The sequence below is a fragment of the Ruegeria sp. D4 genome, from assembly GCF_056534475.1.
In genome coordinates this window covers 188,957-208,180 of record NZ_JBQFPJ010000006.1, presented here as the reverse complement: position 1 = coordinate 208,180, position 19,224 = coordinate 188,957, and the positions used below count along the sequence as shown (strand labels likewise).

General features: G+C 61.8%; 14 protein-coding genes. 6 read left to right on the top strand and 8 right to left on the bottom strand.

Features of this window, described 5'->3' with window-relative positions:
• Positions 1-274 precede the first annotated feature (274 nt).
• From rpmB to meaB, 3 genes are all read right to left on the bottom strand, one after another.
• On the bottom strand, positions 275-562 hold the full coding sequence (gene rpmB, locus ACR0MI_RS11385) for a 50S ribosomal protein L28 (protein WP_170614716.1): 288 nt from the start codon (positions 560-562) through the stop codon (positions 275-277).
• Positions 563-784: 222 nt separating this feature from the next.
• Positions 785-1,921 carry a Hint domain-containing protein gene (locus ACR0MI_RS11380; RefSeq protein ID WP_170614717.1) on the bottom strand — a complete coding sequence of 379 codons (1,137 nt, stop codon included), beginning with the start codon at positions 1,919-1,921 and terminating at the stop codon, positions 785-787.
• A gap of 165 nt (positions 1,922-2,086) precedes the next feature.
• Positions 2,087-3,064: a methylmalonyl Co-A mutase-associated GTPase MeaB gene (gene meaB, locus ACR0MI_RS11375; RefSeq protein WP_170614718.1), complete on the bottom strand. Its 978-nt coding sequence runs from the start codon at positions 3,062-3,064 to the stop codon at positions 2,087-2,089.
• A 123-nt stretch (positions 3,065-3,187) separates the two neighbouring features.
• Between meaB and hrpB the strand changes: the two genes are divergently transcribed.
• The 3 genes from hrpB (at position 3,188) to ACR0MI_RS11360 (ending at position 7,840) form a co-directional block, all read left to right on the top strand.
• Positions 3,188-5,635, top strand: coding sequence for an ATP-dependent helicase HrpB (hrpB, locus tag ACR0MI_RS11370; RefSeq protein ID WP_170817186.1), 2,448 nt, complete (start codon positions 3,188-3,190; stop codon positions 5,633-5,635).
• A gap of 177 nt (positions 5,636-5,812) precedes the next feature.
• Positions 5,813-6,271 (top strand): NUDIX hydrolase, encoded by a 459-nt coding sequence (locus ACR0MI_RS11365; RefSeq protein ID WP_170614720.1) that lies wholly within the window; start codon positions 5,813-5,815, stop codon positions 6,269-6,271.
• 90 nt (positions 6,272-6,361) lie between these two features.
• Positions 6,362-7,840: an inorganic phosphate transporter gene (locus ACR0MI_RS11360; protein WP_170614721.1), complete on the top strand. Its 1,479-nt coding sequence runs from the start codon at positions 6,362-6,364 to the stop codon at positions 7,838-7,840.
• Positions 7,841-7,846: 6 nt separating this feature from the next.
• Here the strand turns inward: ACR0MI_RS11360 and ACR0MI_RS11355 are convergent, their stop codons facing one another.
• Positions 7,847-8,821 (bottom strand): 2-dehydropantoate 2-reductase, encoded by a 975-nt coding sequence (locus ACR0MI_RS11355; RefSeq protein ID WP_170614722.1) that lies wholly within the window; start codon positions 8,819-8,821, stop codon positions 7,847-7,849.
• Between the two features lie 151 nt (positions 8,822-8,972).
• Between ACR0MI_RS11355 and ACR0MI_RS11350 the strand changes: the two genes are divergently transcribed.
• Positions 8,973-9,692, top strand: coding sequence for a response regulator (locus tag ACR0MI_RS11350; protein ID WP_170614723.1), 720 nt, complete (start codon positions 8,973-8,975; stop codon positions 9,690-9,692).
• A 346-nt stretch (positions 9,693-10,038) separates the two neighbouring features.
• Here the strand turns inward: ACR0MI_RS11350 and aspS are convergent, their stop codons facing one another.
• The 4 genes from aspS to ACR0MI_RS11330 all read right to left on the bottom strand — a co-directional run bounded on the left by aspS (position 10,039) and on the right by ACR0MI_RS11330 (position 14,291).
• Complete coding sequence (gene aspS, locus ACR0MI_RS11345) at positions 10,039-11,814, bottom strand: aspartate--tRNA ligase (protein WP_170614724.1); 1,776 nt, start codon at positions 11,812-11,814, stop codon at positions 10,039-10,041.
• A 79-nt stretch (positions 11,815-11,893) separates the two neighbouring features.
• Entirely contained in the window at positions 11,894-12,565 is a 672-nt protein-coding gene (locus ACR0MI_RS11340) for a CPBP family intramembrane glutamic endopeptidase (protein ID WP_480441894.1), read from the bottom strand.
• Positions 12,562-13,209, bottom strand: coding sequence for an aminotransferase class IV family protein (locus tag ACR0MI_RS11335; protein WP_170614725.1), 648 nt, complete (start codon positions 13,207-13,209; stop codon positions 12,562-12,564). Before ACR0MI_RS11335 ends, ACR0MI_RS11340 begins: the two co-directional genes overlap by 4 nt.
• Positions 13,164-14,291: an aminodeoxychorismate synthase component I gene (locus ACR0MI_RS11330; RefSeq protein ID WP_170619550.1), complete on the bottom strand. Its 1,128-nt coding sequence runs from the start codon at positions 14,289-14,291 to the stop codon at positions 13,164-13,166. Before ACR0MI_RS11330 ends, ACR0MI_RS11335 begins: the two co-directional genes overlap by 46 nt.
• 178 nt (positions 14,292-14,469) lie before the next feature.
• Here ACR0MI_RS11330 and carB point away from each other — a divergent pair, with 178 nt between their 5' ends.
• Both carB and ACR0MI_RS11320 read left to right on the top strand, forming a co-directional pair.
• Positions 14,470-17,823, top strand: coding sequence for a carbamoyl-phosphate synthase large subunit (gene carB, locus ACR0MI_RS11325; protein ID WP_170614727.1), 3,354 nt, complete (start codon positions 14,470-14,472; stop codon positions 17,821-17,823).
• A gap of 220 nt (positions 17,824-18,043) precedes the next feature.
• Entirely contained in the window at positions 18,044-19,168 is a 1,125-nt protein-coding gene (locus ACR0MI_RS11320; RefSeq protein WP_480854387.1) for a beta-ketoacyl-ACP synthase III, read from the top strand.
• Positions 19,169-19,224 lie beyond the last annotated feature (56 nt).

Genomic DNA, 19,224 nt, shown 5'->3' with positions numbered 1-19,224 from the left:
TGGTTCACCCGTCTCTGCATCCGCGTGCAGGCCGCAAAGGTTCTGGCGCAAACGGTAGCCAACAGAGAGAAAAAGTAAAACGATTTTAACGACATATCCACAATCTCCACCGGAATTGCGAGTCAGACAATAGACTTGCCACCGATGGGCGTCTGTGAACAATTTCACGAAAGAGAATAAAACTATTTCTCTTTGAGGAACAGTTTGCAATCAGGCCAAGAAAAAGGCCCCGCACCGGGCGGGTGCAGGGCCAAAACTCTTGCTGTGAAAAAGATCAGGCCGAGGCTTGTGCCTTGGCGATTTCCTTTTTCACTTTCAGCGCGTTTGCCGACAGCTCATCGTCTTTGGCCTTGGCCAGGAACGCGTCCAGACCACCGCGGTGGTCAACCGAACGCAGAGCAGCAGCCGAGATGCGCAGCTTGACGCCACGGCCCAGTGTTTCGGACTGCAGAGTAACGTCGTTCAGGTTCGGCAGAAAGCGACGCTTGGTTTTGTTATTGGCGTGGCTGACATTGTTGCCAGTCATCGGGCCTTTTCCGGTCAGTTCGCAACGGCGCGACATGGTTTCTTCCTTTGTTTCTGGAGGCCGGGCTACTGCCTGCGGCCAAATCACAAGGGGCGCAACCCGAAGTCGCGCCCGAAAACTGGTTGGATGCGTGTAGTGGGAATCGGCGGAAGGGTCAAGACGGATGCTGCGAATTCTTTCCGACACCTTCGGAGGTAATCCGCGATGTCCGACCGGGACATCCGTTTCGGGCAATAATCGCAATCCTTGCTGCCCGGATCACGGGTTCAGAAGCAGGGGCTTGTTGTTGCGCAAGTGGCGCGCGACCAGCCGGGCCTGTTGCGGCCCGCGCGGAATGAAACGGGCGGGATCAGTCTCATGTGTCACGTCCGCCAGTTCCGGGAAAATGGCGAAAATCTCCTCGCGCGCCGCATCGCTGAGGGTCTTGAGCGCTTCGGGTCCGGTGAAAAGGCTTTCGGTGGGGGCGTCTTCGGCGAAGATGATCTCGTGCCGGTCAAAGAGCAGGTGAAAATACTCAACCTCAGCCAGCGTGTCATCAACATGGATACCCGGCAGTTGCGTCAGCTTGATCGCGGGGATTAGCACCTCGGGCGCGCCGAACATGCGCATCGCGATTTTCGACCGCACCACCATGCGGTGCTGCCGGGAGACCAACAGATCCTGCTGCGGCAACCCGCCGCCCAGGGCTCCGGCGTGGATCCGGACGGGCCGGAGTTTGGGGTTGGCGGCAAGAATCTTTGCGCCCATGCGGCGGCGACCGATCCAGCGAATGGGCTGCAGCCCGTGGCCGCCAGTGGGAATTCTGTCGCCCGTGCGCAGGTTCTGGATGGGCACGGGTCCGTGTTCGGTCTGAATTTCCGTGTCGCGGGTAAAGCAGGGAACACCGGCTCCGTTTTCGAAGGTGGAATAGGTGACGGTACTGCCCGACGGCAGGGTGAACGTGCCACTGGACAACGAATAGCCGGTCCCGGCCACAACCGTGATGGTGCCAAATGTGTTGTCGGTGATGACCGTGCCCGTAGGCAGGTTCAGCGTATCGGTTCCGCTGCCACCGCGTATATCGCCGGACACATTGGTGCTTTGGAAATCGAGCGTATCATTGCCGCCGCCCAGGCGGATGTTGGAAACGTCCGACCCACGGACGGTGACCGTGTCGCCTGCTCCGCCGGCCGCCAGCGTGCCGCCGATGGTGCTGCCCGTGATGGTGATGTCATCGCTTCCGGCATTGCCGCGCACATCACCCACGACCGTGCTGTTCGAGACGTTGATGACGTCATTGCCCTGCCGCCCACGGATATTGTCGATCGGTGAACCCTGCGGCGTGCCGTTCAGGGTGCCGTTGTTATTGGTGACGTCGATGTTGTCGGCACCGTTGGTGCCATTGATATTGGGCATGATCGACAGTTCCCGTTGATCTGTTCAGTCTGGCTCCTGCCCTGCGGCCTCAACATGTGCCACCTTGAGGGACGAGCGCCCGAGCGCCCGGATCCCGTTAAGTATTCATATCTAATACAACATCAGATGGAATCGCACCACCTTTGCCGGAATTCCGGCCCGGACCTAATGCCCGGATAGGGTGCCGAGCATACGATCCGCCGCTGCGGTGGGGCTGATATTGCCCGAACCGACCTCGGCGCTCAGCCGCTCCATCTCGGCGCGGATTTCGGGTGCGTCAAGCTGCGCCAGAAGGGCATGGCGCACCTCCTGATCGAACCAGAAGCGGGCCTGCGCAGCCCGGTTCGCGTGCCAATGACCGTTGTCGCGGCGCCATTGGGTGAGGGATTGCATCTCGTCCCAGGCCTGTTCCAGTCCATGTTCCTCGACCGCCGAGACGGTCATCGCTTTCGGAAAACCTTCGGGGTCCTGCGGACGTTTGCGCAGCAGGCGCAGCGCACCGGCATAATCGGCGCAGGTGCGGGTGGCGGTGGCCTTCAGGTCGCCGTCGGCCTTGTTGACCAGAATCATGTCGGCCATTTCCATGATGCCGCGCTTGACGCCCTGCAATTCGTCGCCGCCTGCGGGCGCAAGCAGCAGCAGGAACAGATCGGACATTTCCGAAACCACGGTCTCGGACTGGCCGACGCCCACGGTTTCGATCAGCACCACGTCAAAGCCGGCCGCTTCGCACAGGGCAATCGCCTCGCGCGTGCGGCGGGCAACACCGCCCAGGTGGCTTTGGCTGGGGGACGGGCGGATAAAAGCGTTCTTCTCGCGGCTCAGCCGTTCCATCCGGGTCTTGTCGCCCAGAATCGAGCCGCCCGAGCGGGCCGAACTGGGGTCGACCGCCAGAACCGCGACGCGCAGCCCCTGCTCCGTCAGCATCATGCCAAAGCTTTCGATGAAGGTGGATTTGCCGACACCCGGCGTCCCCGAAAGGCCGATGCGCAGCGATTGCCGATCCGCTGTTGCCAGATGGGATAGCAATTCGGCGGCCTGCGCCCGGTGATCGGCGCGGCGGCTTTCTACCAGCGTGATGGCGCGTGCCAGCGCGCGGCGGTCGCCCTGCAGAATTCTGTCCCCAAGCTCGGCGGTGTTCATGGATGGGTCCCTCGTCGAAATTTGCCCTAGATGACGGAGTGGGGCCGGGTTTGTCCAGTACCCGCGGCAGGGTTTCGGCGCACGCGTTCTGGACCTTGGCGGTGCCATTGGGGATAAGGCGGCATGACCCGACTGCCGATAGATGATGCCCTGCCCGATCTGATCTCAGCGCTGAAGGCGCGGGGCCGTGCCGTGTTGCAGGCCCCGCCCGGCGCGGGCAAAACCACCCGGGTGCCTCTGGCGATGCTCGACGCCGGTCTGTGCGATGGCAGGATCGTGATGCTGGAACCCCGGCGTCTGGCTGCGCGGGCGGCGGCCGAGCGCATGGCCGAAACCCTGGGAGAGCGCGCAGGCCAGACCGTGGGCTATCGGGTGCGCGGCGATGCCAAAGTCTCGAAAACGACCCGGATCAAGGTTGTGACCGAAGGTATTCTGACCCGGATGCTGCAGTCCGAACCCGACCTGCCGGGTATTGGCGCGGTGATTTTCGATGAATTCCACGAACGGTCCCTGAATGCTGATCTGGGTCTGGCCCTGTGTCTTGAGGTCACGGCTGCGCTGCGGGACGACCTGATCCTGCTGGCGATGTCGGCGACACTGGATGCAGAACCGGTGGGGCAGCTGATGGATGCCCCCCTGGTGACGTCAGAAGGGCGCAGCTACCCGGTTGAAACACGCTGGCTGGACCGGCCTTTGAGCGCGCAGGCACGACGGCTGGATGCGCTGGTCGATCTGGTCGTGCGGGCTGAGCGTGACAGCCGCCCGGCAGGCGGCGGGATGCTGGTGTTTCTGCCGGGCGAAGGTGAAATCCGGCGCGCCGAGTCGGCCTTGTCGGGGCGGTTGCCCGGCGACTGCGTGGTACGGCCCTTGTTCGGGACAATGCCCTTTGCCGCCCAGCGCGCCGCAATTGCGCCAGTTGATCAGGGGCGCAAGGTGGTGCTGGCAACATCAATTGCCGAAACCTCTCTGACCATCCCCGACATACGGGTGGTGGTCGACATGGGACAGGCGCGACGGGCGCGGTTCGATGCCGGATCGGGCATGTCCCGGCTGGTGACCGAACGGGTCACGCGGGCCGAGGCCACGCAACGCGCGGGCCGAGCCGGTCGTGTCGCCGAAGGCCTGTGCTATCGGCTGTGGTCGAAAGGCGAGGATGGCGCATTGGCCGCCTACCCGCCCGCCGAGATCGAGGCGGCGGACCTGACCGGTCTGGCGCTGGAACTGGCATTGTGGGGGGCCGAACCGGGCGATCTGGCATTTCTGACGCCACCACCCGAGGGGGCCATGTCCGAAGCGCGGGCACTGTTGGCGATGCTGGGTGCGCTGGATGCCCGTGGGCGGATCACTGATCACGGGCGGGCGCTTGCGGCGCTGCCCCTGCACCCTCGGTTGGGGCACATGCTGGTGCACGCGGGTGCTGACGCCGCGCCGCTGGCGGCGTTGATGGCCGAACGGGATCCGTTGAAGGGCGCGCCAGCCGATCTGTCCCTTCGGCTTGAAGCGTTACGAGATCCACGCGCGTTCCAACGCAATCGGGTCTGGCCGGTGAACATGAGTGTTGTGGAGCGCATCAAGGGCGAAACCAGGCGGTTGCGGGCGCAGTCCGGCGGGGCTGGTGAATTGTCCCCTGCGACCATGGCGGCGCTGGCCTATCCCGACCGCGTCGGTCAGCGGCGCAAGGGGAACGTACCACGCTATGTCCTTTCAGGCGGCAAGGGTGTTGTGCTGGACAATGGCGACACGCTGGCCGCCGCACCCTATCTGGTGGTGATCGATACGGACGGAAACCCGCGTGAGGCCCGCGTGCGAATGGCGGTGCAGATCACCGAGCGGGACATCCGCGACCTGTTCATCGATCAGATCGCATGGATCGACAGTTGCGACTGGTCCAGGCGCGAACGCAGGGTCGTGGCCCGCCAGCAGGAAAGGTTCGGGGCGATCGCTCTGGACGACAGGATCTGGAAGGACGTGCCCGCAGAACAGGTGGCGCGCGCCATGTTGGACGGTGTACGCGATCTGGGGTTGCGTCTGGACGGGGCCGCCGCCCGGCTTGCTTCCCGGGTGGAACTGGTCCGGGCCGGAGGGGTGGACCTGCCGGACTTCTCGGTCGAAGGGCTGCTGGCGGATCTGGAAAGCTGGTTGCTGCCGATGTTGGCGGGCGTGCGCAATGCAGAAGACTGGAAACGCTTCGATCTGTTGCCTGCCCTGCGGGGGCGACTGGACTGGACGCAGACGCAGGAGCTGGACCGCCGCGCACCAGGATCGTTCGAGACGCCGCTGGGTCGGAAAATTCCGATCGACTATGGCGGGGCGGTGCCCGAAATCTCGGTCCGGTTGCAGGAAATGTTCGGAGTGACGCGCCACCCGGTCATCGGGGATGAACCGTTGAAGATCACCCTGCTGTCGCCGGCACAGCGTCCGATCCAGATCACGCGCGATTTGCCGGGTTTCTGGGCGGGGTCCTATGCGGATGTGCGCAAGGATATGCGGGCGCAATATCCCAAACACCCCTGGCCGGAAGATCCGACTCAGGCCGACCCGACCCTTCGCGCCAACAGGCGCCACAAGTGAAGACAGCTCCCCGCGCGGGATTTTCAGTGAATTTTCGTGACCGCCACCGGGTGTGCGTGAGCACGTGGTAGAGTCGGAGCGGCAACACTTTCCGGAAATGAAAGCTCGTTGAAAACACTCCGTTAGGTTCCTAAATGATATCTGCCTAATGCAGGTTATGGAAACTGACGCGAACACATGAAAAACAAGCTACAAAAGCTCTGGAACGAGGTCGGCAAACCTCTGTTTCAGCGCCCGGAACGGGTGCAGTTTGCCGCGCTTTGCACACGCAGAACCGAAACCGGTGAGGATGTTCTGCTGATCACCAGCCGCGAAACCAAAAGGTGGGTCATTCCCAAGGGCTGGCCGATTGACGGCCTCGACGGGGCCGAGACCGCTTTGCAGGAAGCGTGGGAAGAGGCCGGCGTGCGGGCCACTTCTTTCGACAAAACACCGATCGGGCATTTCACCTATGACAAGATCCTGAAGGACGGCACATCCCAGGCGGTCCGGACAAATGTCTACCGCATACCGGTGACGGAACTGTCGGATCAATACCCCGAGGCGCATGAGCGTCAGCGGTGCTGGGTGTCGCCCAAAGTGGCCGCGGAACGTGTGAACGAGCCGGAATTGCGCGATTTGCTGCTGCATTTGTAACAGTAAAACGTAAAATTGATGACATGTCGGTTGCCCAACCTTCCGAAAACCGTTAGCGGCCTGCATCCAAATCCCTAACGGCCCAAACAGATGTCAGAATCGCAGACCAAATCCCGCTGGCGCGCACTGGACAGCGACCTTCACCGTATTTCACGGCTCGAGCATGCGAATGCGCATGTGGCGCGGCCGTTGCTGGCCCCGGGGATCGCGCTGGCCTTCATCGCGCTGGCCGGTTTGTCCGCAGCGGTACTGTTCGGTCAGGCCGATGGCAGTCTGATCGTGGTCGCGGCCGCAGGGTTCGGGGCCTATATGGCGATCAATATCGGCGCCAATGACGTGGCCAACAATATGGGCCCTGCGGTAGGTGCCAACGCTCTGACCATGGGCGGTGCGATCCTGATCGCCGCCGTGGCCGAAAGCGCCGGAGCTTTGTTGGCCGGCGGCGATGTGGTTTCGACCATCTCGAAAGGCATCATCGATCCGATGTCGGTGCAAAACAACAACGTCTTCATATGGGCGATGATGGCAGCGCTGATTTCATCGGCCATGTGGGTCAACCTGGCCACCTGGATCGGCGCGCCGGTGTCCACGACCCATTCGGTGGTCGGCGGCGTCATGGGCGCCGGAATTGCGGCGGCCGGGCTGAGCGCGGTGAGCTGGGGCACCATGGGCGCCATTGCCGCCAGCTGGGTCATTTCACCGGTGCTGGGTGGCGCAATCGCCGCCTGTTTCCTGGCGTTGATCAAGGCCAAGATCCAGTATCAGGACGACAAGATTGCCGCTGCCCGTTTTTGGGTTCCGATCCTCGTCGCGGTCATGGCGGGGGCATTTGCCACCTATCTGTCCGTCAAGGGCCTGAAGCGGATCGTGAAGATCGATCTGGAATACGCCCTGCTGATCGGTCTGGCCGCAGCCCTGCTGGTCTGGGCGGTTACCGTGCCTTGGGTGCGTCGAAAGTCCGAAGGTCTCGAGAACCGCACCCGGTCGCTGAAAACCCTGTTCGGGTTGCCTCTGGTGATTTCGGCCACGTTTCTGAGTTTTGCCCACGGTGCCAATGACGTCGCCAACGCGGTTGGCCCGCTTGCGGCGATTGTGCACGCGGCAGAGTTCGGAGATTTCTCGGCCAAGGTGTCCATTCCCACATGGGTGATGGTCATCGGGGCCTTCGGCATTTCGTTTGGCCTGTTCCTGTTCGGCCCCAAGCTGATCCGCATGGTCGGAAGCCAGATCACCAAACTGAACCCGATGCGCGCATTCTGCGTGGCCCTGTCGGCAGCCATTACGGTAATCTTCGCCAGTTGGCTGGGCCTGCCCGTCAGCTCGACCCACATTGCTGTGGGCGCGGTTTTCGGGGTTGGCTTCTACCGCGAGTGGCACTCGGACCGCCGACGGAAAGTTACCAACCGCCGGCGCTCGTCCGAGTTGCAGCTGGCACCTGAAGAGTACCAACGCCGCAAGCTGGTACGCCGGTCGCATTTCATGACCATTGTGGCGGCATGGGTTATTACAGTGCCTGCGGCAGCGGCAATGTCTGCGGTGATCTTCTGGGTGCTGACGGCGTTTTCCTGAGCTGTCTCAAGCCCGGATCCGGTCCGGTGTCAAAGGCTCGGCGGGGGCTCTTTCGATCAGGTACCGCACTTTTTCGCATAGCGGCGCCGAAGTGCCGGCTTCGTTGGCGATGCGAACGATCTCGCCCTGCAAACTGTCGATTTCCGTCGGCCTGCGTGCCGCCAGATCATAGGCCATGGATGTGCGTGCGCTGGGGTCAATGGTCAGCATCCGGGATGCAATCCGGGTAAAAAGCGGTGTTGGCAGGCGCAAAACATATGGCGTCATCCACGCCGGAAGCGGCGTGGTCGACGCGACGGGATGACCGGCGGCTTTCAGCACACGCAGTGCCTCACCCATCTGCTCGGCCATCAAACGCCGCCACGCCCGGTTCATGAGCTGTTCACGCAGGGTCAGGCCGGACAGGGCATTCAGGGCGTTGTTTAGATTGATGACCAGTTTGCCCCATTGCACCGCCTGAATATCGTCACTTTCAGACACCGGCAAATCCGCGCTGCCCAGCGTCTGGCCCAATGCGCCCGTTCCGCTTTCGACTATGATATCGCCGGAGGTCGCCCGGTGAAAACAGGCGGGTTCTGTCGGCACAACGTTGAATGGCACCATTCCGGCGCGCACATCGTACCCCGGCAAGGCTGCACGCAGGATGCGAGCGTTTTCCATACCATTTTGCCACGACAAAATCGGTGCGCTTGTCGGGGCAAAGCGGGCGATATCCGCCGCCAGATCCGCCGTGGCGCCCGTTTTGACCGACACAATCACGATCCCGGCCCGGGACAGGCAGGCCGGGTCTTCGCTCAGGGTCAATCTGTCCGGCGCGATGTGACGATGCAGGCCCGAGAAATCGGTCACCGTCAGGCCCTGCCCCCGGATCGGGTCCAGAATTCGGGCGCGACCCAGCAAGGTGACCTGATGCCCCGCATCAGCCAGTAACGCGCCGCAATAGCACCCGATGCTGCCGGCTCCGGCAATGACGATGTTCATGACGGCCCTCCTGCCGTTGGCGGGTCAGAAGGTTTGGTAGCACGAGCCGACGGGAAACGGCCAGTGTTTGCCTCTGGCGTGCAGTGCAAAATTAACCCTGTGTTAGCCAGGAGATCCTAGCGTGAGGCATCTGCTGATCAGGAGGTCTGCCATGGACGATTCGAACCCTTTCGAGGCCACACGCCCTTTGCCCACCGCCACGCGCCCGCTTTTGGGGCAAACCATTCTGGTTGTCGAGGACAGCCGTTATGCCTGCGATGCGATCCGGCTGATGTGTCTGCACAGCGGCGCGCGGATCCGGCGGGCGGACTGTCTGACATCTGCGCGGCGTCATCTGAAGATCTATCGCCCATCGGTCATTCTGGTGGACATGGGGCTGCCCGACGGGCCCGGGGCGGACCTGATTGCCGAACTTAACGAGGCCTCGCCCCGGATCGGCGTCATATTGGGTCTGTCCGGCGATGACTGTGCCGAGCAACTGGCAATGCAGGCCGGTGCAGACGGTTTTCTGAACAAGCCCCTGAACTCTCTGGCCTGTTTCCAGCGCACCATTCTGGAGTTGCTGCCCGAAGATCGCCGCCCCGGCGGACTGCATGCCATCCAGGATGAGGTCATACGCCCCGATCCGATGGCCTATCAGGACGACATGGCCCATATCGCCGACGTTCTGGCCGGGCCAAACGACCACCGGACACTGGACTATGCCGCGCAATTTCTGACCGGCGTGGCCCGCGATGCGGAAGACACGGTGCTGGCAGACGCCGCGCAAAAGCTGGCCGCGTCCCGGGCTGCGGGTGCGCCTGTGACCGCGCGGGCGGCGCAGGTGGCCGGTATCGTTCAGTCCCGCTTACAACAGCGGGAGGCGATCTGACATGGTCACGGCGTATTTCATCACGGCCACGCTGCTGTTTCTATGGGCCTACCGGCAGACGCGCACGGCGGCGCGAAGTATTCGAAACAACCGGCAGCATCTGGAAAACCCGCTTGACTGATCCGCTGGCTGAGCGGCTGATCGTCGTCCGGTCAGACCCCTGCGTGAGTGGTGAGGCCAGGATGCCGAGGGGAAAGGCAATTCACGCCTTGCGCCAAATGAGGTGGGTTCGTGTGGATTAAGGGATTGCATCACCGGTCAGCGCGTATCGATGCGCGGGGCCTATGGCGCGATCCCGGAAACGGCCCGTCAGGGCAACCGCCCGCGCAAGGCGGGCGTTACCGGATCACTCCTGCGGAATGAGGCGCAAGCCCAGTTCCATAAGCTGATCCGAGGTCGGATCGGACGGGGCGTCCATCATCAGATCCTCGGCGCGTTGGTTCATCGGGAACATCATGACCTCGCGGATGTTGGCCTCATCGGCCAGCAGCATAACGATCCGGTCGATACCGGCAGCACAGCCACCGTGCGGCGGCGCGCCGTAATGGAAGGCATTGAACAGGGCACCGAAGCGGGATTTGACTTCGTCCTCACCATAACCGGCCAGTTCAAAGGCCTTCAGCATGATTTCGGGTTTGTGGTTCCGGATCGCGCCCGAAACCAGTTCATAGCCGTTGCAGGCCAGATCGTACTGATAGCCGCGCACGTCCAACGGATTGCCGTTCAGCGCCTCCATCCCGCCTTGGGGCATCGAGAACGGGTTGTGCTCAAAATCGATCGCACCGGTTTCCTCGTCCTGCTCGTAGATCGGGAAATCCACGATCCAGGCAAAGGCAAAACGGTCCTTCTCGGTCAGGTTCAGTTCTTCGCCGATCACGTCGCGCCCTTTGCCTGCAACCTTTTCAAAGGCTTTCGGCTTGCCGCCCAGGAAGAAAGCCGCATCGCCGACACCCAGACCCAACTGCTGACGGATCGCCTCGGTCCGCTCGTGGCCGATGTTCTTGGCCAGCGGGCCGGCGGCCTCCATGCCTTCGCCCTGATCGCGCCAGAAGATGTAGCCCATACCGGGCAGACCTTCTTTCTGGGCAAAGGCGTTCATACGGTCACAGAACTTTCGGCTGCCACCATTCGGCGCAGGGATGGCGCGGATTTCGGTGCCTTCCTGCTCGAGCAGCTTCGCGAATATCGCGAAGCCAGATCCGCGGAAATGGTCGGAGACCACTTGCATTTTGATAGGATTGCGCAGGTCGGGCTTGTCGGTGCCGTACCACAGGGCCGAGTCCTTGTAGGAAATCTGCGGCCAGTCCTGATCGACCTTGCGACCACCGCCGAATTCTTCGAACACGCCGGTCAGAACGGGTTGGATGGTATCGAACACGTCCTGCTGCTCGACAAACGACATCTCGAGGTCGAGCTGGTAGAAATCGGTGGGCGAGCGGTCGGCGCGCGGGTCTTCGTCGCGAAAGCACGGCGCGATCTGGAAATACTTGTCAAAGCCCGACACCATGATCAGCTGCTTGAACTGCTGCGGGGCCTGCGGCAGGGCGTAGAACTTGCCCGGATGCAGGCGCGAGGGCACCAGGAAGTCGCGCGCGCCTTCGGGCGACGAGGCGGTGATGATTGGCGTCTGATACTCGCGGAAGCCCTGATCCCACATACGCTTGCGCATCGAGGCGACAACGTCCGAGCGCAGGGTCATGTTCTGCTGCATGGCCTCGCGGCGCAGGTCCAGATAGCGATAGCGCAGGCGGGTTTCCTCTGGGTATTCCTGATCGCCGAAAACCATCAGCGGCAGTTCTTCGGCGGCGCCCAGCACTTCGAGTTCGCGGACATATACCTCGATCTCGCCGGTCGGCAATTTCGGGTTCACTAGTTCGGCATCACGCGCCTTGACGGTGCCGTCGATGCGGATGCACCACTCGGAGCGCACCTTTTCTAGGGCCGTAAAGGCGGCGCTGTCGCCGTCGCACAGCACCTGGGTTACGCCGAAATGGTCGCGCAGATCGATGAACAGCACGCCGCCGTGATCTCGGACCCGATGCACCCAGCCGGACAGGCGGACGGTTTCACCGACATTGGCGGCGGTCAGAGCGGCGCAGGTGTGGCTGCGGTAGGCGTGCATGGATCATATCCCTTCGGGCGCAGAATTCGTCGCGCCGATACACCCCGTCGGGCTTGGAAAGTCAAGGCGGGTCGCGTCGTCAAAACGGCCTTTGCACGTTGCCCGAGTAGAAATAGATGCCCAGCCCGGCCGCGAAGATGATATTGCCCGCAATCGCGTGCAACAGCACCGCGTAGAAAAACGATCCGCGCTTGCGGTAGGCCCAGGTGAACAGCAGCCCGCCGCCTAAGGTCATGAGGGCGACAATCCAGCTCCAATACATCAGGTGCGCCAGTGAAAACAGCGCGGCATTGAGAAGATAGGCCGCGCGGCCGTCCGGCAGGATCCCGTGATAGCGGCGAAAGAACAGAGGCCGGAAAAGCAGCTCCTGCGGCAGGGCCGAGGCCAGCGGATACCCGAGCCAGATGAGGGCCAGAAACTCGGGCCGGTGGAGCAGCAGGTAGAACGCTGCGTCCTGCCGTGTCCACAACACCAGGATCGAGCAGAACAGGGCCATGGCGAAGATGAACACCAACAGTTCGGCCCAGGACCAGTTGTGCCAGTTCCAGCGTAGTTCGGCCCATGAAAAGCCGGGCGTGTTGTGCAACAGAACGATCCCGATTGCCGTGAAGATGAACAGCATCGGAAACATCCAGTTCGGCGGGAAAAGGACGGCAATCAGGACCGGGACCGCGACGAAGAACAATCCGAACTCCAGCCAGAGCCGGACACGGGTTGTCGGCGGAAGGGCCCATTCGCCAAACGCGCTCAATGCTGCACCAGTTCAGCCGGGATCAGGCCGCGAAGGGAATTGCCGACCCAGAGGTTCCGGGCGTTGCGCAGATCGGCCAGGGTAAGGACCGCCTGAGTGGCTTTTCCTGTTTCCAGAAGCTGCTGCCGCAGAATGCCCGGCAGAAGACCGCAGGTCAGTGCCGGTGTCAGGTGCTGGCCCCGCGAGGTTTCGATGAACAGGTTCGTTATGGTGCCCTCGCACAGCTCGTCCAGTTCGTTGAGGAAAATCAGCTCATCCGTTCCGGCAGGCAACGAGGCCCGGGCGATGTCATAGGTTTCGCGTTGCGTGGTCTTGTGCCGCAACCAGATATCCGACGAAGACAGCCGTGTTTCGGCCACGGCAATCCGCCAGACCGCAGGATTGTCGGCCAACACCCCGGTGGTCACCTCGAAACGGCCTGACACGTCCATCGTCAAACGACACCGGAGCGGGGTATCGCCCGTTATGGTCTGCAGCGCCGATTGTGCGTCGTCCGGGGAAAACGGCAGGTGCAGGGCGTTTGCTGTGCGCTGCATCCGGTTCAGATGAAGATCCAGCCGGATCATCCCCTGCCCCGGCCGGTAGGCCAGTGTTTCAATCAGGCGGAAGTCAGTCTCGGCTGGCGGGCAAAGCGGGCTTTCCATAGCGCTTCCTCATATTCGGACGGGGCGGTGCTGTCCCAGACGACGCCGCCGCCGACATTCAGCGTGGCAGCGCCGTTTTCCACCATCAGCGTACGGATCGCTACGTTGAATTCCGACCGTCCGTCCGGCGCTGCCCAGCCGATTGTGCCGCAATAAATGTCGCGCGGCCAGAGTTCGAGGTCGGACAAGATCTCCATCGCGCGGATTTTGGGCGCGCCGGTGATCGAGCCACAGGGAAAAAGTGCCGTGAGGATATCGGACAATTCCGCGCCCATATGAAGTTGCGCCTGCACCAGCGAGACCATCTGATGGACGGTGGCGTAGGTTTCGACCTTGAACAGTTCGGGCACCCGGACCGATCCGGGCAAGGCGACGCGGCTGATATCGTTGCGCAGCAGATCAACGATCATCAGGTTCTCGGCGCGGTTCTTGTCGTCGGTCGACAGGAATGCGCGGCGGCGGGCGTCTTCCGCCATGTCCTCGCTGCGAGGCTGAGTGCCTTTCATCGGGCGGGTTTCGATCCCGCGGTCGGCGTCGGTGCGGAAAAACAGCTCGGGCGAGCGGCTGAGCAGATCGGGCAGATCGTCTTGCTCGATCAACGCGCCATGGCCGACAGGCTGGCCTGCTGCAAGGGCCGCGTATAGCGCGGCGCTGTCGCCTTCGACCGTCAGATCGATCGGAAAGGTCAGATTGGCCTGATAGATATCCCCGGCCCCGATCGCGTCATGAACCTGTCGAAAGGCGCGGGTATACCGGGCCTCATCCCAGCGTGGCTGAAAACCGGTCACCCCGCCGGCGGCGGCGGGAAGATCACGTTGTGTGGGCGCGTCATAAACGCCAAAACACAGAAGCGGCAGGCGGCGATCTTCCGGCAGGCGGTCGTTAAGGCGCGGCTCTAAAACATATCCAAGCTCGTAACTGGCGTAGCCTGCCAGCCATGCACCGTCAGCGCGCGCCGAATCCAGCGCCGCCATCGCCTGGGGCACGTCCTCCGCCCTGTCCACGCGGATCACTCTGGCTGGTCGGTCGAAACTGGTTCCGGGTCCGGCTGGCCCCTGATCGAAACGAATTCGCACGTGCATCCTCAATTTACCGTGCTGCGCGGTATAGAGAATACGGCGGTAAGGGAAAGAGGGGAAAGCGGCAATTTCATCCCTGTTTCCGATCCCCCTTGAACCTTTTGGCGCGGTCCCTATAACGCAGGACAATTTGGGCACTCGGAGGGTGCCCTGACTCGCGGACAATCGAAGGAACCAGGCCATGCCCAGAAGAACCGACATCCAGTCGATCATGATCATCGGGGCCGGCCCCATTGTCATCGGACAGGCCTGCGAATTCGACTATTCGGGCGCACAGGCCTGCAAGGCGCTGCGGGAAGAAGGGTACCGGGTCATTCTGGTGAACTCGAACCCCGCTACGATCATGACCGATCCCGGTCTTGCAGATGCCACCTATATCGAACCGATCACGCCCGAAGTGGTTGCCAAGATCATCGAGAAAGAGCGCCCAGACGCTCTGCTGCCCACGATGGGCGGGCAGACCGGTCTGAACACCTCGCTGGCTTTGGAAGAGATGGGTGTGCTCGAGAAGTTCGGGGTTGAGATGATTGGCGCCAAGCGCAATGCCATCGAAATGGCCGAGGACCGCGCCCTGTTCCGCGAGGCGATGGACCGGCTGGGTCTTGAGAACCCCAAGGCAACCATCGTGACCGCACCTAAGCGCGAGAACGGCTCCACCGATCTGGATGCCGGCGTACAGATGGCGTTGGACGAACTGGAAGAAATCGGCCTGCCTGCGATCATCCGCCCCGCCTTTACACTGGGCGGAACCGGCGGTGGTGTTGCTTATAACCGCGAGGATTATATTCATTTTTGCCGCTCCGGCATGGATGCCTCGCCGGTGAACCAGATCCTCGTCGACGAAAGCCTGCTGGGCTGGAAGGAATACGAGATGGAGGTGGTGCGCGACGCCGCCGACAACGCCATCATCGTCTGTTCCATCGAAAACGTGGACCCGATGGGCGTGCACACCGGCGACTCGATCACCGTGGCCCCTGCCCTGACACTGACCGACAAGGAATACCAGATCATGCGCAACGGCTCGATCGCCGTTCTGCGTGAGATTGGCGTCGAAACAGGTGGGTCGAACGTGCAGTGGGCGATCAACCCTGAAGATGGCCGTATGGTCGTGATCGAGATGAACCCGCGCGTGTCGCGCTCCTCGGCGCTGGCCTCGAAAGCGACCGGTTTCCCGATTGCCAAGATCGCCGCCAAGCTTGCTGTGGGCTATACACTGGACGAACTGGACAACGACATCACCAAGGTCACGCCCGCGTCGTTCGAGCCAACAATCGACTATGTCGTCACCAAGATCCCGAAATTCGCCTTCGAGAAATTCCCGGGCAGCGAACCCTACCTGACCACCGCGATGAAGTCGGTGGGTGAGGCAATGTCCATCGGCCGCACCATCCACGAATCGATGCAGAAGGCGCTGGCGTCGATGGAATCGGGCCTGACCGGGTTTGACGAGATCGAAATTCCGGGGTTGAGCATCGGCCTGTGGGACGAGGGCGAAAGCGGTGACGACAAGGCGCACGTCATCAAGGCGATCAGTCAGCAGACGCCCGACCGCCTTCGCACCATCGCGCAGGCCATGCGTCACGGTCTGACCGATGACGAGATTTTCGGCGTTACCAAGTTTGACCCGTGGTTCCTGGCCCGTATCCGCGAGATCATCGAGGCCGAGCGCACGGTCCGCAAAGACGGCCTGCCGGTAACCGAGGACGGTATTCGCAAGCTGAAGATGCTGGGCTTCACCGATGCGCGACTGGGCAACCTGTCTGGCCGCGACGAAGCAAACGTCCGCCGCGCCCGCCGCAACCTGGGTGTGAATGCCGTGTTCAAACGCATCGACACCTGTGCCGCCGAATTCGAAGCACAGACGCCCTATATGTACTCGACCTACGAAGCCCCGATGATGGGTGAGGTTGAATGCGAGGCACGTCCGTCGGACCGCAAGAAGGTTGTCATCCTCGGTGGTGGTCCGAACCGGATCGGTCAGGGCATCGAGTTCGACTATTGCTGCTGTCACGCCTGTTTCGCGCTGACCGAGGCGGGGTATGAGACCATAATGGTCAACTGCAACCCCGAGACGGTCTCGACCGATTATGACACCTCGGACCGGTTGTATTTCGAGCCGCTGACCTTTGAACACGTGATGGAAATCCTGACGAAAGAACAGGAAAACGGCACGTTGCACGGTGTTATCGTTCAGTTCGGCGGCCAGACGCCGCTGAAACTGGCCAACGCGCTTGAGGCCGAAGGCATTCCGATCCTCGGCACCACGCCGGACGCCATCGACCTTGCCGAAGACCGCGAGCGGTTCCAGGCGCTGGTGAACGATCTGGGTTTGAAACAGCCCAATAACGGTATTGCCTCTACCGACGAGCAGGCGCTGGAAATTGCCGAAGACATCGGCTTCCCGCTGGTGATACGCCCCTCTTACGTGCTGGGTGGCCGCGCGATGGAAATCGTGCGCGATATGGACCAGCTGAAACGCTATATCAACGAGGCCGTGGTGGTTTCGGGTGACAGCCCGGTTCTGCTGGACAGCTATCTGGCCGGAGCGGTCGAACTGGATGTGGATGCGCTGTGCGATGGCACCGACGTACACGTAGCCGGTATCATGCAGCATATCGAAGAGGCAGGCGTGCACTCGGGTGACTCGGCCTGTTCGCTGCCGCCCTATTCGCTCTCGAAAGAGATCCTCGACCAGATCAAGGATCAGGCGTTCAAACTGGCCAAAGCTCTGAACGTCGTGGGCCTGATGAACGTGCAGTTCGCCATCAAGGATGATGAGATCTATTTGATCGAGGTGAACCCGCGCGCCAGCCGCACGGTGCCGTTTGTCGCCAAGGCGACCGACAGTGCGATTGCCTCGATCGCGGCGCGGGTGATGGCGGGTGAAAAGCTTTCGAACTTCCCGATGCGTCCGGCCTACAAGACCGTGGACGACACCAAGATCGCCGATCAGATGACACTGGCCGACCCGGACATGCCGTGGTTTTCGGTTAAAGAGGCGGTGCTGCCCTTTGCCCGCTTCCCCGGCGTCGACACGATCCTAGGCCCCGAAATGCGCTCGACCGGGGAAGTGATGGGCTGGGACCGCAGCTTCCCGCGCGCCTTCCTGAAGGCGCAGATGGGCGCCGGGATGGTCCTGCCGTCTTCGGGGCGCGCGTTCATCTCGATCAAGGACGCGGACAAGGGCTGGACGATGCTTGAAGCGGCGCAGGTGCTGGTGGCGCAGGGCTTTACACTTGTCGCGACCCGGGGCACGCAAAGCTGGCTGGCTGAACAGGGCGTGCCCTGCGACGTGGTCAACAAGGTTTATGAAGGCCGCCCGGACGTGGTCGACATGCTGAAAGACGGTCAGGTTCAGTTGCTGATGAACACCACCGAAGGCGCGCAGGCGGTCGAGGACAGTAAGGCCATCCGCTCGATCGCGCTTTATGACAAGATCCCGTATTTCACCACAGCCGCTGCCAGCCATGCTGCCGCTCTGGCGATCAAGGCGCAGGCCGAGGGTGATGTCGAGGTCAGGTCGCTGCAGGGCTGACACGGTTCAGCGCCATTTGAATGTTACTCGAAACCCTCGGAGCAATCCGGGGGTTTTTTCTGGCTCGGGCAGGTTGTTCACATAGTCGGGTAAGCAAAAGCAATCACGCCGGAGGTTACATCACCCGGCGTGTTCCCGCGCATTCCCTTAGGTCACCCAACCTTGATCTGCCCGCCTTGCATCGGCATTTTGTGCTGATCCAGACCAATCAGGACCGACCATGTATACGCCTGCCATCACCGGCTCCGGGGTTTTCACACCCGAAAATGTCATCACCAATGCCGAGCTTGTCGAAGCGTTCAACGCCTATGCCGACAAACAGAACGCCGCGAACGCGCAGGCCATCGCGGACGGGCGCATGGAGGCGATGCAGCATTCGTCGGAAGAGTTCATCCTGAAGGCATCAGGGATCGAAAACCGTTATGTGATGGACAAATCCGGCGTTCTGGATCCGGACGTGATGCACCCGCTTCTACGGCAGCGCGGCGATGATGAGCCGGGGATCATGACCGAAATGGCGGTGGATGCCTGCAAAAAGGCCATGACGCAGGCCGGTCTCACGGCGGATGACATTGATCTGGTGATCTGCGCTGCCTCGAACCACGAGCGCGCTTATCCTGCCATTGCGATCGAGATACAGCAGGCGCTCGGTATCTCGGGCTTCGGGTTTGACATGAATGTCGCCTGTTCCTCGGCCACGTTCGGGATTCAGGCGGCTGCGGATATGGTCCGGTCGGGGTCTGTCCGGGCGGCGCTGGTGGTCAACCCCGAGATCTGCTCGGGCCATCTGGAATGGCGCGACCGCGATTGCCACTTCATTTTCGGCGATGTTGCAACCGCCACGCTGATCGAGCGGCAGGAGGATGCCACGGGCGCCCATTTTGAGATTCTCTCGACCCGCTGCGCCACGGCATTTTCCAACAACATCCGCAACAACAACGGCTTTTTGCGCCGCACCCGACCGGCCGGGATGGAAGATCGGCGCGACATGCTGTTCATGCAGAACGGGCGCAAGGTGTTCAAGGAGGTGCTGCCGATGGTCAGCCAGCACATCACCGATCACATGGAGGCCGAGGGGCTAGGCAGTGACGATCTGAAACGGCTGTGGCTGCATCAGGCCAACAAGACCATGAACGATTTCATCGGCAAAAAGGTTCTGGGCCGCGTGCCCGATCCGGGTGAGCAGCCCAATATCCTGCAGGATTACGCTAACACCTCATCCGCCGGGTCGATCATTGCATTCTCGAAATACTCGGACGATCTGGAAGATGGCCAGATCGGCCTGATCTGTTCCTTTGGGGCCGGTTATTCGGTCGGGTCTGTGATTGTGAAGCGGCACGGCTGAGTTCACAATCATTCGGGCAAGCGTCTGTTCACGAAAATCGCATCTCGGACCCGAGT

Bases quoted from the DNA above. Each gene is read 5' to 3' on its own strand.
- rpmB (WP_170614716.1), bottom strand. From the start codon at position 562: ATGTCGCGCCGTTGCGAACTGACCGGAAAAGGCCCGATGACTGGCAAC.
- aspS (WP_170614724.1), bottom strand. From the start codon at position 11,814: ATGCACGCCTACCGCAGCCACACCTGCGCCGCTCTGACCGCCGCCAAT.
- meaB (WP_170614718.1), bottom strand. From the start codon at position 3,064: ATGAACACCGCCGAGCTTGGGGACAGAATTCTGCAGGGCGACCGCCGC.
- hrpB (WP_170817186.1), top strand. From the start codon at position 3,188: ATGACCCGACTGCCGATAGATGATGCCCTGCCCGATCTGATCTCAGCG.
- ACR0MI_RS11360 (WP_170614721.1), top strand. From the start codon at position 6,362: ATGTCAGAATCGCAGACCAAATCCCGCTGGCGCGCACTGGACAGCGAC.
- ACR0MI_RS11380 (WP_170614717.1), bottom strand. From the start codon at position 1,921: ATGCCCAATATCAATGGCACCAACGGTGCCGACAACATCGACGTCACC.
- ACR0MI_RS11320 (WP_480854387.1), top strand. From the start codon at position 18,044: ATGTATACGCCTGCCATCACCGGCTCCGGGGTTTTCACACCCGAAAAT.
- ACR0MI_RS11335 (WP_170614725.1), bottom strand. From the start codon at position 13,209: ATGGAAAGCCCGCTTTGCCCGCCAGCCGAGACTGACTTCCGCCTGATT.
- carB (WP_170614727.1), top strand. From the start codon at position 14,470: ATGCCCAGAAGAACCGACATCCAGTCGATCATGATCATCGGGGCCGGC.
- ACR0MI_RS11330 (WP_170619550.1), bottom strand. From the start codon at position 14,291: ATGCACGTGCGAATTCGTTTCGATCAGGGGCCAGCCGGACCCGGAACC.
- ACR0MI_RS11355 (WP_170614722.1), bottom strand. From the start codon at position 8,821: ATGAACATCGTCATTGCCGGAGCCGGCAGCATCGGGTGCTATTGCGGC.
- ACR0MI_RS11350 (WP_170614723.1), top strand. From the start codon at position 8,973: ATGGACGATTCGAACCCTTTCGAGGCCACACGCCCTTTGCCCACCGCC.
- ACR0MI_RS11365 (WP_170614720.1), top strand. From the start codon at position 5,813: ATGAAAAACAAGCTACAAAAGCTCTGGAACGAGGTCGGCAAACCTCTG.